Genomic DNA, 13969 nt, shown 5'->3' with positions numbered 1-13969 from the left:
GACACGGCTACGGTAAGCGCTTCTTGAATGTCAGTCAAGAAGCTGTGGCGCTGTCGGATTCTCGCGAGACCGCCGTGGTGTGGAAGTCGGCGAGCGAGAACGTCGCCGTCCGTCGGGCATACTCCGAGACCAGCCCCGGCCAGTTACTGGAGATGCGGCCGGAAGCGGATTTGTACCAGCTCACGCAACCCGCCCACGCCGAGCCCGCGAGGCGTCGCTGGATCTCGTCGTCGTAGCGTTGTTCGACCTCCGCGCGGATCTCCACGACCGCACCCGGGCTGCGCACCACCACCTCGACGGCTTGCCGGATGTAGCGGGCCTGCCGTTCCAGCATGTAGATGATCGAACCGGTACCGAGGTTGGTGTTGGGGCCGTACATGACGAACATGTTCGGAAACTCCGGAACCGTCATGCCCAGGTGAGCGCGGGCGCCCTCGGCCCACGCGGCACGGAGTTCGCGGCCCGCACGCCCGCACACCGTGATCGGTCCGAGGAATTCCTGGGTCGCGAATCCGGTGCCGTAGATGATCACATCGACCGCGTGCTCGACGCCGTCCGCGGTGCGTATTCCCCCCGCGGTGATCTCGGTGACGCGTTCGGTGACGACCTCGACGTTGGGCTCGGCCAGGGCGGGATAGTAGTCGTTGGCGAACAGCACTCGCTTACAACCGATCGGGTAGTCGGGTGTCAGCTTCTGCCGCAGGGCCGGCGAGGCCACCTGCCGCCGCAGCTGCCACCGCGCCGCGGCTTCGACCGCGGCGCTGATTCGCCGGTTGCCGGTGATACCCAGCGTCCACACCTCGCCCAGGGTCCACCACAGTCCGCGTTCGAGTTTCTGCAGCAGCGGAAGTCGCCGGAACGCGGAGTGGTGGATCGACCGGTACTCACCGTCCGGTTTGGGCAGGATGTAGGGCGCCGAACGCTGGAACAGGGTCAACTGCGCCACCTGCGGTCGAATGCGCGGCACGAACTGAATGGCGCTCGCGCCCGTGCCGATCACCGCGACCCGCCGTCCTCGCAGGTCGCAATCATGGCGCCACTGCGCTGAATGAAACGCCACGCCCTCGAAACGCTCGTGTCCCGCGATGTCGGGCATCGCCGGACGGGACAACTGCCCGGTCGCGGGCACGAACACCCGGGCGCGTATCGCACCGCCGTCGGCGGTGCGCAGAACCCACAGCCCCTCGGACTCCTCGAATCGGGCGGCTGTCACCTCCACGTCGTACCGGATCCGGTTCCGCAGGTCGGGCGCGGACGCGATATCGGTCAGGTAGCTCGCGATCTGCGCCTGACCGGCGTAGCGCCTGGCCCAGTCCGGCTTCGGCGCGTAGGAGAACGAGTAGTACGGCGAGGGCACATCGCAGGCGGCACCCGGATAGGTGTTCTCGCGCCACACCCCGCCCGCCCCCTCCGCCTTCTCCAGGATCACGAAATCGCTGATCCCCGCCCGCAGGAGCTCATTGGCGATCGCCAGCCCGGCGAAACCCGCTCCGACGATGGCCACCGACACCGTGTCCGCCGCGCTTGTTGTCCCATCTCGCATGGTCATCGACGCTAGCCACGGACCATCGCGCGGCGTAGATCCGCGCGGCCAGAGAATTGACAATTTTGGCCAAACCCGCGCGCGGTTTTGTAAACTCGCTGGTCATGACGGGATCCATCCCGGCCGCGGCGGTGTCGGGCCACGATTTCCCCCGCTCCGTCGCCGGCGTCGCCCTGATGTCGGAGTTCGCCTGCGACCACGGCCTCTCGCTCGAGCGGGCACTCGACGGCTCAGGGCTCACCCCAGCCCAACTCACCGACCCGCACCTGCACGTGTCAGCGGCGCAGGAACTCGCCGTCGCCACCAATCTGGCCATTGCGCTCACCGACGAAGAGCACCCGGGGCTCGACCTCGGCCGCAGATACCGCACCACCACCTTCGGCATCTTCGGATTCGCCTGCCTGGCCAGCCCTACCCTCGGTGACGCACTGTCGTTCTTCCTTCGCTACTTCGACCTGACCTTCGCCTTCTGCGTTCCCCGCGTCGAACTGTCCGAGGCCGAGGTGATCGTGCGACTCGACGACAGCGCCCTCGCGGCACCGGCACGGCAATTCCTCCTCGAACGCGACGCGGCAGCCATCCTCACCGTGATCGAAGACCTCTTCCCTGGCCAGTTCGCGCCGACGCGAGTCGAGATCCGCCGCACCCGACCAGCCTCGACCACGCCGTTCGAGGACGTGTTCCACCAGCTTCCGATCTTCGACCGACCCGAGAACATCGTCGCGTTCGACCCGCACCTGCTCACCCGGCCGCTCCCGCGCGCCGATCCGCGCACACTGGCCCAGTGTGAAGAGCAGTGCCGACAGCTGGTCACCGCGCGCCGACACCGCCACGGCATCGCGGCGCGGGTCAGAGACCTGCTCACCCACGTCGACCTCGACACAGCGGGGCCCGACGAGGTCGCCCGGGCGCTCCACATCAGTACCCGGACCATGCGGCGACGACTCGGCGAAGCGGGCACCAGCTACCAGATCCTGCGTGACGAGGTCCGCGAAACACTCGCCGAACAGATGCTCGGCACCGGCGCGCTCTCAGTCCACGACGTGGCCATCCGCCTCGGCTATGCCGAATCCGCGAGCTTCATCCACGCGTTCAAACGCTGGAAGGGATTGACCCCCAGACAGTTCCAGCTCACCTCCCGCGCCGCCTCCGCACCGACCCCACGCGCCGCACCGCGCGGCTAGCACCGGCCGACAATTCGAAACGCGGTGAACTCCGCCGGGACTGCTCGACGCGGAGTTCGGCGCGGCGGGTCTTGACGGGATCAGCGTTGCCGGGGTCGTCCATGCGTTCTAGATGCCGGCGTCGCGGTCGGTGCCAGCCAGTGGGCAGCGGCCTCCGCCGTTGTTCGTGCCGGCGGTGCAGCAGGGCCACGACGCCGGGTGTTCGACTCCGCGCCGCCACCCATAGCGCCGAGACCGAGGACGGTGAGCGCTGCGTTCCCCGGTGCCACGCCGCGTTTTCCGGCCCGGTGCGACCGGGGAGCGGATATCTTCACGCCCATGAGCAGCTCAGACACGGTGTTGCCCGCCACTTCCGGCGGACGTCGCCTCTCCTTTCCGATGTTCGCGCTCGTCGTCGTCGTCTACCTGGCGATCATCCAGCTCGGTGGCCTGCTCATGAGCGAATTGTCCGGCGAGGACGACTATCTCAGTACCCGGGCGCTGTTCTTCGGCATGATCGTCCCGCTCGGTGCCGCGCTGGTGTTCACCTACGGTGTGATCGCCTACCTGGGCTGGCTGCCGCGGGTCCTGCACGACGACCGGCCGACCCGGTCGTGGGATCACCCACGGTGTGAGCGCGCTGCCGCAGGCGATCATCGTCAGCGTCGCGGGCTACTTCTTCTACCTCACGCGCCGAGTGAGCCGCGGCAACACCGTCAACTCCGTGCTGCACGGTCTGTTCGATTTCACCCTGCTCACCGGCACCGCGATCCTGGCCGAACAGACCGTCTACCCCGGCACCCTCCTGCCGATCCTGCTCTACCCCGTGCTTGCGATCATCCTGCTGGTCAAGCGCCGCGGCATCGAACCGGCCGCGGCCGCCTGACGTTCGCTGCCGCGTCCCGGATACTCTGAATACTCGAGTATCCAGACTTGATCGAACAAGGAGCGGTATGGCCAGAGTTGCCTCGGCGACCGGACCGTACGGCGGTCGCTCGGCGAGCGAGCGGCGGGCCGAGCGACGGGCCCGGCTCCGGGAGGCCGGGTTGGCGACCTTCGGTGCGGGCCCCGGCTACCGGGAGACCCGGCTGGCCGATCTGTGCCGGGCCGCCGGGCTCTCGACGCGGCAGTTCTACCAGGAGTACGACACCGTCGAGGACCTGCTGTGCGAGCTGTACCTGCACGTCGACCGCATCGTCGAACAGCACGTGCTCGACGAGGTGGACCGGGTCGCCGCCCTGCCGATGCGCGCCAGGATGGCGGCCATGGTCCGCGCGTACCTGTCCTACGCCACCCGCGATCCGCGGTGCGCCCGCATCGCGTTCGTCGAGGTCGCCGGGGTGAGCCCGCGCGTGGACGGGCAGCGGCGGCAGAGCCGCGCGCGCTGGGTGGAGCTCATGTGCTCGCTGCTCGACAGTTTCGCGAGCCGGGGCGAACTCGCGCCGCGTGACCATCGGCTCACCGCCGCGGCCTTCGTCGCCGCGGTCGACGGGCTCATGCGGGACTGGGCCGCGGGCTGGATCGAGACCACGATCGACGAGCTCACCGACGAACTGCTGCGGATGCTGCTCGGTTCGCTGGGCGCGGCGCCGGATCCGGCGCCGCCAACGCCGCGGCCCACCGAACCCACGGTCCGGCGCAGGCCACGCGACCGCAGGGCCATGATCGTGCGGGCCGCCGACGACGCGTTCGCCGAGCACGGCTATCACCGGACGTCCATGGCCGATATCGCCGGGGCGGTGGGCATCACCCCCGGCGCGCTGTACCGGCATTTCCGCACCAAGCAGGAACTGCTCGGGTCGTGCCTGCGCGAAGGGCTGGACGGGATCCTCGCGCGGGTCGACGCCGCGTGCGCCGGCGCGGCACCCGCGGATGCCGCGCTGCCCGCATTGGTGCGTGAGTCGCTGCGGGCGCGGGGTGTCGCGCGCCTGTGGCAGCTCGAGTTCCGCAACCTGACCCCGGTCGATCGGGTGGGCATGCTCGCTCGCGCGGTCCGGCTGACCCGCCGGATCGAGGCCGCTGTCGCGGCGCGGCGCCCCGATATCGCGGCCGGGGAACGGGACGCGCTCGGCTGGGTGGTGCTGTCGGTGGTGACCAGTCCGTCGCACCATCGCACGCGGTTGCCCGAGGACGCCTTCGCCCTGCTCCTCGACGCGGTGATCGACGCGGCCATCGGCGTCGAGTTCCCGCGCGGCGATGCCCCAGCCGGCTCCGAACACGGTGACACACCGAGTGATCCGGGGCGCGAGCCGCGCACCGAACAACTCGTCGACGCCGCCGCCCAGCTGTTCAGCGAGCGGGGTTTCGCCGCGGTCAGCATCGAGGACATCGGTACCTCGGTCGGCGTGCGCGGCGCGGCGCTCTATCACCACTTCGCGAGCAAGTCCGATCTGCTGGACGAGATCATCGATCGCAACAACCGGTGGATCCAGCAGTACACCGACCGGGCCCTCGCCGAGGGCGGCGATCCGCGCGACTCGCTGCGGCTGGTCCTGCGCTACTACGTCGACTTCGCCCTGGACCGACCCGATCTGGTCGGCACCGCGGTCAGCGAGGCAAGGCACCTGCCCGACGACGCGGCGGCCCGCTATCGGCGCATCCATCGGGAGGGCATCATCGGGTGGGCGCGGTTGCTGCAGTCGGTGCGCCCCGAGCTGACGATGCCGACCGCGCGAGTCCTGATCCACGCCGTCACCACCGTGGTCAACGACGCGGTCCGCAATCCGCGGCTCACCCGCCGCCCGGATCTGGTCGCCGAACTCTGCGCGCTCGGTGAGCGGATCGCGCTCGCCGAGCTGCCGGCACCTTAGTAAATGGTGACTTGAAGACTGGATCCACAAATATGCCCAGTTCACAGCCTCAATATTCGCTCTCGTCCACTTATCGTTCATTCACTTACTCTTGCGGAGCCGCCGTGCTTGCGCCATCATTGGCCGCGGCGCGCAGTGCGCGCAGTTCAGCAACCGTCCCGTTCGAGGCGGGGCCAGGCGAGAGGTGCAGGTCCGGTGGGCCACTACAAGAGCAATGTTCGCGATCTGGAGTTCAACCTCTTCGAGGTGTACGGGCTCGATACCGTCCTGACCGCGGGGGCCTTCGGCGACCTCGACGCCGACACGGTGCGCACCATGCTCACCGAGGCGGCCCGGCTCGCCGAGGGTCCGGTCGCCGCGCCCTTCGCCGAAACCGACCGCACGCCACCGGTGTTCGATCCGGCCACGCATTCGGTCCGGCTCCCCGAGCCGTTCAAGAAGGCGGTGCGCGCCTGGCTCGACGCCGAGTGGCCACGCATCGCCAAGAGCGAGCACATCGGCGGGGTGCCCGCGCCGGCCATGGTGGGCTGGGCGATCAACGAATTCGTGCTCGGCGCGCAACCGGCCGCGTACATGTACACGACCGGGTCGCTGATGGCGAGCGTGCTCGACGAGGTCGGCACCGACCAGCAGCGGCAGTGGGCCGCCCAGATGGTCGAGCACAACTGGGGCGCCACGATGGTGCTCACCGAACCCGACGCCGGCTCCGATGTCGGCGCTGGGCGCACGAAAGCCGTCCGGCAGGAGGACGGCACCTGGCACCTCGAGGGCGTGAAGCGCTTCATCACCTCGGCCGACTCCGACGATCTGTTCGACAACATCGTCCACCTGGTCCTCGCCCGGCCCGAGGGCGCCGGCCCCGGCACCAAGGGCCTGAGCCTGTTCATCGTGCCCAAGTTCCACTTCGACCACGACACCTTCGCCCTCGGTGACCGCAACGGCGTCTTCGTCACCAATGTCGAGCACAAGATGGGCCTCAAGGCCTCGGCCACCTGCGAGCTGACCCTCGGCGGGCACGGTGTTCCGGCCGTCGGCTATCTGGTCGGCGAGGTGCACAACGGCATCGCGCAGATGTTCAAGGTCATCGAGGAAGCCCGGATGATGGTCGGCACCAAGGCCATCGCCACCCTGTCCACCGGCTACCTCAATGCCCTCGACTACGCGAAGTCGCGCGTGCAGGGCCCCGACCTGACCCGGGCCGCGGACAAGACCGCCCCCAAGGTCAGCATCATCCACCACCCCGACGTCCGCCGGTCGCTGCTGCTGCAGAAGGCCTACGCCGAGGGCCTGCGGTCGATCTACCTCTACACCGCCGGGCACCAGGATCCCGCTGTCGCCCAGCATCTCTCGGGCGCCGACGCCGATCTCGCCGCCCGCGTCAACGACCTGCTGCTCCCCGTCGTCAAGGGCGTCGGCTCCGAACGCGCCTACCAGTACCTGACCGAATCGCTGCAGACCTTCGGCGGCTCCGGCTTCCTGCAGGACTACCCGATCGAGCAGTACATCCGCGACGCGAAGATCGACTCGCTCTACGAGGGCACCACCGCCATCCAGGCGCAGGACTTCTTCTTCCGCAAGATCGCGCGTGATCGCGGGGTGGCATTGGCGCACCTGCTCGCGCAGGTCAGGGCCACCGTGAAGTCCGACCTCGACGGCGGTGAGCTCGCGGCGGCGAAGACCCTGCTCGGCCGGGCCGTCGAGGACGTCGAGGAGATGGCGGGCGCGCTCACCACCCATCTCCTCGCGGCCGGTGAGCAGCCCGAGCGGATCTACCAGGTCGGCCTGAACGCGGTCAGGTTCCTGCTCGCTGTCGGCGATCTCCTGGTCGCGTGGCGGCTGCTCGTCGGTGCCGAAATCGCGCTCACCGCACTGGATTCCGGCCGTGACGAGGCGTTCTACCGCGGCAAGGTCACCGTCGCCGCCTTCTTCGCCGAGACCGTGCTCCCGCACCTGAGCGCCGAACGGGTGGTGATCGCCGGGACCGGCCTCGCCGCGATGGAACTCGACGAGGCCGCCTTCTGATCGGTCTCAGTACTTGATCACCGAGCGGATCCCGATGCCGCGCTTCATCTCCTCGAAACCCGCGTTGATGTCGGCCAGGTCGATCACGCGGGTCACGAGGGCGTCGAGATCGAGCCTGCCGTGCAGGTAGTGCTCGACGAGCAGGGGGAAGTCGGCGGCGGGATTGCTCGAGCCGTAGTTCGAGCCGATGAGGGACAGTTCCTGATCGGACATGACGAACGGATCGATCGAGATCTTCAAGCCGTCGGCCACCTGGCCCGCGACCACGGCGGTGCCGCCGCGGGCCAGGACGCCGTAGGCGGCTTCGATGGTCTGCGGCAGGCCGATGGCCTCGATGGCGACGTCGACACCGCGCCCGTCGGTGAGCCGGGCGATGCTGTCGGCCAGGTTCGCGTCGGCGCTGTTGATCACCTCGGTCGCGCCGAAAACCTTGGCCTGTTCGAGCTTCTCGTCGGAGATGTCGGCGGCGATGATCCGGCGCGCGCCCACCAGGCGCGCACCCTGGATCGCGTTCAGTCCCACCCCACCGCAGCCGATGACGAGCACGGTGTCACTCGGCCGCACGCGGGCGGTGTTGACCGCGGCGCCGACGCCGGTCGTCACCGCGCAGCCGATCAGCGCCGTGGTCTCGCACGGAGCGTCGGCCGGGATCGGGATCGCCGCGGATTCGGGCACCATCGCGTACTGGCCGAAGGTGCCGAGACCGGCGAAGCTCAAGATGTCGCCGCCGTCGCCCCTGGTGATCCGGGAGCGGCCGTCGAAGGACAGGTGGTTGGCCGAGTGCTGGCTGACCATGTCACACAGGACGGGCCTGCCGGTGATGCAGTAGCGGCACCGGCGACACGACGGTGTCCAGGACAGGACGACGTGATCGCCCGGCGCGAGGGCGGTCACCCCGTCGCCGACGCTCTCGACGACCCCGGAGCCTTCGTGTCCGAGGATCATGGGCGCGGGCACGTCCCACTCGCCGACGAGCACGTGCAGATCGCTGTGGCACAAGCCGGTCGCCTCGAGCCGGACGAGGACGTCGCCCGGCGGCGGGGTCGAGGGGAGCGACACCTTCTCGATGGTCAGTGGTGCGCCGGGCGCGGTGAAGACGGCGGCGTCGAATTCGATGGTCATGGCAGGTCCTTCGGTGGGGGGTCGGTCAGCGGGCGGTGCGGATGAGCTTCTTGTTGGCGAACTCCTCGATCCCCGCCCGGCCGAGTTCGCGCCCGAAGCCCGACCGCTTGACGCCGCCGAACGGCAGCTCCACGCCGTCGAGACCGACACCGTTGACGAAGACCATGCCCGCCTCGATCCGGTCGGCGACCCGCAGCGCCTGCTCGGGATCGGTGGTGAAGACGTAGGAGCCCAATCCGTACGGCGTGGCGTTCGCCAGCTCGACGGCCTCCGCTTCGGACCCGGCCCGGTAGACCGTCGCGACCGGGCCGAAGAGTTCCTCGGTGGCCGACGGGGAGGTGGGCGGCAGCTCGGTCAGCACGGCGGGCGGGAAGTACGCGCCGTCGCGCTGTCCCGCGCCGGTCAGCGTCGCGCCCGCCGCGACGGCTCGCTCGAGCTGGTCCGCCAGGCGTTCGGCGGCGGCGACCGAGGACAGCGGTGCGAGCCCGTCGGCCATGGCGAGCACCCGCGCGGTGAACTTGCCGAGGAACTCGTCGTACAGCTCGTCGGCGACGATGAACCGCTTCGCGGCGTTGCAGGCCTGACCGGTGTTCTCGAACCGGGCGTCCACCGCCGCCTGGACCGTCGCGTCCAGGTCGTGCGTGGACAGCACCACGAACGGGTCGGAACCGCCCAGCTCGAGCACGACCTTCTTCAGGTTCCGGCCCGCGATCTCGGCGATCGTCGCGCCCGCGCGCTCCGAGCCGGTGAACGACACACCACGCACCCTGGGGTCGGCGATGGCATCGGCGATCTGCTCATGGGTCGCGTACGTGTTGACGTAGCAGCCCTCGGGAAAGCCCGCCTCGGTGAAGATCCGCTGCAACGCGGCGGCGGATTCCGGACACTGCGGCGCGTGCTTGAGCACGATGGTGTTGCCCAGCGCGAGATTCGGCGCCGCGAACCGGGCGACCTGGTAGTAGGGGTAGTTCCACGGCATGATGCCGAGCAGCACGCCGATCGGCTGGCGGCGGACGAACGCGTCGCCCTCCCCCGCGAGCAGCTCGACCGGCTCGTCGGCGAGAAACTTCTCGGCATTGTCGGCGTAGTACGCGTAGATGGCCGCGCTGAACTCGACCTCACCGACGGCCTGGTCCATGGGCTTGCCCATCTCGCGGTGAATGATCTCGGCCAATTCACCGGCGCGGGCATTGTGCAGCTCGGCGACAGTGCGCAACAGGTCGGCGCGCTGTCGCACGTCGGCTTGTCGCGACCATTCCTGATAGGCGGTCGTGGCCGCGAGCAGCGCCGCGTCCACCGACTCGTCGGTCGCCGTGGGGTATTCCCGAATCACGTCGCCGGTGGCGGGATCGACCACGGCGTACAGGGGCGTGTTCACGGTATTGACTCCATTCCGCCCGTGATCGGGCTCGGACTCTGCGTATTCGTCGACAGTCGGCGGCGGTGCGGCGCCCGGAAAACCTGCGATCGGACCGGCCGGGCAGGCGACGAGAGGTTCGGACAGGAAGACCCCTGTCTTGCGAACGAACATTCGTTAAGGTAGCCGCCCACCGTGTGGACCGTCAATAGGTCGTGGCACGTCACCATGAATTCCGGCGAGTGCGCGCACACCGAGCGGCTCGCACGCACACGGGCGACGTAATCTGACCCCCATGGGGCTACCAGGCGGACAGACGACACCGGAACGCGACGCGACGCGGCCCGCCGCGAGCCCATCTGGCCTCGACTCCGCCACCGAAATCGCCAGCCTCAGCAGGGTTTTCGATCTCGATGTCAGCCGCGAACGCATCCTGGCCGCGGCGATCACGATCGTCGCCGAACGCGGGTTCGGCGCCTTCACGGTCCGGGAGGTCGCCCAGGCCGCCGGTCTCAAAGCGCCCGGTCTCTACAGCCATTTCCCCTCGAAAGAGGCGATTCTTACCGAGGCGGTCTCCCGGGTCCTGGCGGATTTCATCGCCAACGCGAACTCCGTGGCAGGCCGCGATCCCGGCGAAGAGCTGCGGGAGACGGTCCGCAGGCACGTGCTCTACCAGATCGACAACATGCACATCGCGCGTGTCACCGACCTCGTGCTCAACACGGCCACCGCCGCGCCTTTCCTCTCGGCCGACGACTACGACCGGCTGCTCTTCGAGCAGCGCGCGTACCTGGACCTGGTGCGCGAGCGCGTCGCGGCCTTCGCGCCCGCCCTGCCCGCACCCGCCGTCGTCGTGGTCTCGAACGCGATCGTGGCGATGTGCGATCGCGTCGCGAACTGGTTTCCGGCGGACGACGCGCTCAGCGCGGACGAACTCGCCGACCTGCACTGGCAGATGGCGCGCGCGATGCTCGCCGAACTCGCCGCGGCCTCCTGACCTGCCGCGGGCCCCGATCGCCGCACCGACGAGCGGTGCGCCGGATCGGAGATTTCCGGGGAGTTACGACTCTGTCAACCCGTTGACAGCCGTCATCCGGCGCCAGTAGCGTCCCGCAACCAAGCGAACGAATATTTGTTCGCAACGTAGCGGGTGGTGCGACCCCGCTGCACCGAACCCGGCGGGGCCGCCGGACTCCCAGATAGGTAGGTCGGATGACTGCCGATGAAGATCGAATTCTCGAACAGCTCGGTTACTCCCAGCAATTGGACCGATCCGTCACCGCGTTCGCCTCGTTCTGCGTGGGATTCGCGGTGATCAGCGCGACCACCGCGGTCTACGCCGGCTTCGGTTTCGGAGTGGGCACGGCCGGACCGGCCTTCGTCTGGACGGTGCCCGTCGTGGTCGTCGTGTTCGCGCTCTGGGCGGTGATCGCCGCCGACCTGGCCGTGAAACTCCCCCTGGCCGGCTACGCCTATCAATGGACGAGCCGACTCGTTCATCCCTCTCTCGGCTGGTTCACCGGCTATCTCGGATTGATCGGATTCATTTCCGGATTCACCGGCGTCGCCTACACCTTCTCGGTGTACTTCGCTGGACTCATCGGATGGGATGCCACCACACCCGAATTGGTCGGCACCACGGCGATCGTGTTGCTGGTCTGCGTTCTGATCAACGTCTACGGTATTCGCCTGGCGACGGCGATCAACAATCTCGGTGTGCTGCTCGAAATCTTTCTGACGGTGGGCATCACGTCGTTCGTGCTCATTCTCGTCGTGCTGGTCAACCGGGACGGTCAGCCGCTCAGCTACTTGCTGACCTCGGGTGAAACTGTCACGTCCCCTTATGTTTTCGCGTGGATGGTGGCGAGTCTGGGTGCGATGTTCGGGCTGCTCGGCGTGGAAGCGCCCGCCGACATCGCGGAGGAGACCAAATCCGCGCGCCGCGTCATTCCCCGCACGATGTTTCTCGCGCTCGCGACGGCGGCGGCCATCGAATTCTTCATGTATGTCACGTTCTTGCTGGCCACCGGCGACCCCGCGGCCGTCGCGGGCAGCGCGACACCGATCCAGGAGATCATCGCCACGCAGATCTCGCCCCTGTTCGCGGACTTCGTGATCGCCATCGCGCTCACGAACATCCTGGTGTGTGTCCTGGCGAACATGCTGGTGGCGACGCGGCTGCTCTACGCCATGTCACGCGACAACATGACGCCGTTCGCGCGGGTCTTCGGCACCGTGTCGGCCAGGCACCGGGTGCCCGCGGCCGCGGTGTGGGGAACCGCGGGTGTTTCCGCGTTCTTCCTGATCACGGCGTTGTTCAGCGAGCAGGCGTTCGCCTACATCCTGGGCATGGCGACGATCGGCTACTTCGGGGTCTACATCCTGACGACGGCGGGCATGCTGTTCGCCGACGCTCGCGGGACGTTCCCGCCCGCGGAGCCCGGCCTGTTCGACCTGGGCCGTTTCCGCAGGCCGGTCCATGTCGCGGGTCTCGTCGGCTTCGCGCTCGTCATGGCCGCGCTGGTGCTGCTGCCCGACTTCCGGCCGAATCTGGTGCCCCTGCTGGTGCTGCTGGCGTTGGGCTTCGCCTGGTGGCTGTTCGTCCTCCGGCAGCGCATCGCCGCGGGCACCGCGGGCCCCCGTGGCAACGCACACGCCGGCGGCGGAAACCCGCTCGGACCGAATGAGGCCGCGCCGCAAGCGATCACGGGGCCGTGATGTCCGGCGCGAGGTCGAGCACCAGCAGGGCGGCGGCGACATGGGTGGGGTTGTCCTCCACCTTGACCAGCGACAGCTCGTTGGCCCGGGAGACCCGTCGCTCGACGGTGTTGCGGTGGGCGTAGAGGTCGGCGGCCGCGCGCGTGGTGTTGAAGCCACACTGCACATAGGTCAGCAGGGCCTGGCGCAGCACCACGTCCGCGTCGGCGAGCGGGCCCAGCGTCTTGGTGACGAAACGCCGGGCGCCCGCACGGTCTTTGGTGAGGCCGTCGATGAGTTCGACATCGGCGTAGGCGGTGAACTGCCGGGTCGCGCCGAGCCGGATGATCATGGCTTGGGCGGCGAGAGCGTCCTGGTGGCTGGATCTGAAGCCATCGAGTCCGTGCCCGGGGCGGCCGACCGCGCCGCGCACGTCCTCGGCCTTCGCCACGATCTTCCTGACGTGGCGAAGGTCCGGGGTCGCGGAATCGGAGAGCCAGAGCCACCGCGAGGTGGCGCTCGCCCGCGCCACGAGGGCGCTGCGTCCCACGGTCGCCGAACGGACGGCGGCGACCACCTCGTCCAGCGCGCCCGCCTGCTCCGGATCGTCGGTCCACAACACCAGACCGACGTGTTCGCGCGACATCCGGTAGCGCAGGCGGCCTTCCGCGAGATCCTCGGTCATGGGCGCCCCGCCGGCGATCAGCTGGATCAGGGCGATCGCCTCGGCATCGGCGTTGCCCATCGCGGCCGCGAGACTCGCCTCGCGCATGGCCGAGACCGAGTCGACGGCGTACTGCGCCAACGACTTCGCCGACACGTCGAGGACCTCGACGAGCAGGTCGGGGCTCGGACAGTGCGCCACGCATTCCTCGAGCCAGCGGCGCCAGCCGATGGCGAGGGCCACCCGCCACCCGCCGACGAAGTCCGGCGCGATGCCGCGGGAGACGAGGTCCTGGATGTAGGCCGCCGTCCGCGGGCCGACATAGGGCTCCACCCGCCGCCCCGGTCGCTGCACGTTCGAGGTGAGCCACTGGACGACGTCGGAACGGTTGAGGTGCAGGTCCTCCTCGACGAGGGAGGCGTCCGCGAGCAGGGCGGGCTCGTTCTGTGCCGTGAGGGTCGGCCCCGCGATGGCCTCGCTCAGGGCGTCGGTCTCGGTCAGCAACCGCTGGCACAGCGACCGGATCGCCTCGGCGACCTCGGGCGCGGGCAGGGGCCACAGTTCCTCCATGTTTCCCAGTCTGCCCTGTTC

General features: G+C 68.9%; 10 protein-coding genes. 6 read left to right on the top strand and 4 right to left on the bottom strand.

Annotation, left to right across the window (positions count from 1 at the left end):
* Window positions 1-34 precede the first annotated feature (34 nt).
* Complete coding sequence (locus tag AB0H56_RS07050) at window positions 35-1549, bottom strand: NAD(P)/FAD-dependent oxidoreductase (protein WP_357158481.1); 1515 nt, start codon at window positions 1547-1549, stop codon at window positions 35-37.
* 59 nt (window positions 1550-1608) lie between these two features.
* Between AB0H56_RS07050 and AB0H56_RS07045 the strand changes: the two genes are divergently transcribed.
* The 4 genes from AB0H56_RS07045 (at window position 1609) to AB0H56_RS07030 (ending at window position 7538) form a co-directional block, all read left to right on the top strand.
* The gene (locus tag AB0H56_RS07045; protein ID WP_357158478.1) at window positions 1609-2727 is read left to right on the top strand and encodes an AraC family transcriptional regulator; all 1119 of its coding nucleotides are present in this window, start codon (window positions 1609-1611) and stop codon (window positions 2725-2727) included.
* A 610-nt stretch (window positions 2728-3337) separates the two neighbouring features.
* Entirely contained in the window at window positions 3338-3592 is a 255-nt protein-coding gene (locus AB0H56_RS07040; protein WP_357158475.1) for a hypothetical protein, read from the top strand.
* A 67-nt stretch (window positions 3593-3659) separates the two neighbouring features.
* Window positions 3660-5516: a TetR family transcriptional regulator gene (locus tag AB0H56_RS07035; RefSeq protein WP_357158472.1), complete on the top strand. Its 1857-nt coding sequence runs from the start codon at window positions 3660-3662 to the stop codon at window positions 5514-5516.
* 195 nt (window positions 5517-5711) lie between these two features.
* A complete protein-coding gene (locus tag AB0H56_RS07030; protein ID WP_357158469.1) occupies window positions 5712-7538 on the top strand; it encodes an acyl-CoA dehydrogenase in 1827 nt (608 codons plus the stop codon).
* Window positions 7539-7544: 6 nt separating this feature from the next.
* On the opposite strand, the gene AB0H56_RS07025 is transcribed toward AB0H56_RS07030, so the two are convergent.
* Together AB0H56_RS07025 and AB0H56_RS07020 are read right to left on the bottom strand one after the other, a co-directional pair.
* Window positions 7545-8660 carry a Zn-dependent alcohol dehydrogenase gene (locus AB0H56_RS07025; RefSeq protein ID WP_357158466.1) on the bottom strand — a complete coding sequence of 372 codons (1116 nt, stop codon included), beginning with the start codon at window positions 8658-8660 and terminating at the stop codon, window positions 7545-7547.
* A gap of 25 nt (window positions 8661-8685) precedes the next feature.
* A complete protein-coding gene (locus AB0H56_RS07020; protein ID WP_357158464.1) occupies window positions 8686-10038 on the bottom strand; it encodes an NAD-dependent succinate-semialdehyde dehydrogenase in 1353 nt (450 codons plus the stop codon).
* A 274-nt stretch (window positions 10039-10312) separates the two neighbouring features.
* Here AB0H56_RS07020 and AB0H56_RS07015 point away from each other — a divergent pair, with 274 nt between their 5' ends.
* Together AB0H56_RS07015 and AB0H56_RS07010 are read left to right on the top strand one after the other, a co-directional pair.
* On the top strand, window positions 10313-11014 hold the full coding sequence (locus AB0H56_RS07015) for a TetR/AcrR family transcriptional regulator (protein ID WP_357158461.1): 702 nt from the start codon (window positions 10313-10315) through the stop codon (window positions 11012-11014).
* A 215-nt stretch (window positions 11015-11229) separates the two neighbouring features.
* A complete protein-coding gene (locus AB0H56_RS07010; RefSeq protein WP_357158458.1) occupies window positions 11230-12735 on the top strand; it encodes an amino acid permease in 1506 nt (501 codons plus the stop codon).
* Here AB0H56_RS07010 and AB0H56_RS07005 read toward each other — a convergent pair.
* Entirely contained in the window at window positions 12722-13948 is a 1227-nt protein-coding gene (locus AB0H56_RS07005) for a helix-turn-helix domain-containing protein (RefSeq protein WP_357158455.1), read from the bottom strand. The genes AB0H56_RS07010 and AB0H56_RS07005 overlap by 14 nt on opposite strands.
* Between the last annotated feature and the right edge of the window lie 21 nt (window positions 13949-13969).

Source organism: Nocardia sp. NPDC050717, from assembly GCF_040654275.1.
Classification (GTDB): domain Bacteria; phylum Actinomycetota; class Actinomycetes; order Mycobacteriales; family Mycobacteriaceae; genus Nocardia.
Note: the sequence above shows the minus strand (reverse complement) of the source record. Positions and strands in the feature narration are given on the sequence as shown.

Coding starts and splice junctions, on each gene's coding strand:
- AB0H56_RS07050 (WP_357158481.1), bottom strand. CDS start 1,549: ATGACCATGCGAGATGGGACAACAAGCGCGGCGGACACGGTGTCGGTG.
- AB0H56_RS07035 (WP_357158472.1), top strand. CDS start 3,660: ATGGCCAGAGTTGCCTCGGCGACCGGACCGTACGGCGGTCGCTCGGCG.
- AB0H56_RS07025 (WP_357158466.1), bottom strand. CDS start 8,660: ATGACCATCGAATTCGACGCCGCCGTCTTCACCGCGCCCGGCGCACCA.
- AB0H56_RS07015 (WP_357158461.1), top strand. CDS start 10,313: ATGGGGCTACCAGGCGGACAGACGACACCGGAACGCGACGCGACGCGG.
- AB0H56_RS07010 (WP_357158458.1), top strand. CDS start 11,230: ATGACTGCCGATGAAGATCGAATTCTCGAACAGCTCGGTTACTCCCAG.
- AB0H56_RS07005 (WP_357158455.1), bottom strand. CDS start 13,948: ATGGAGGAACTGTGGCCCCTGCCCGCGCCCGAGGTCGCCGAGGCGATC.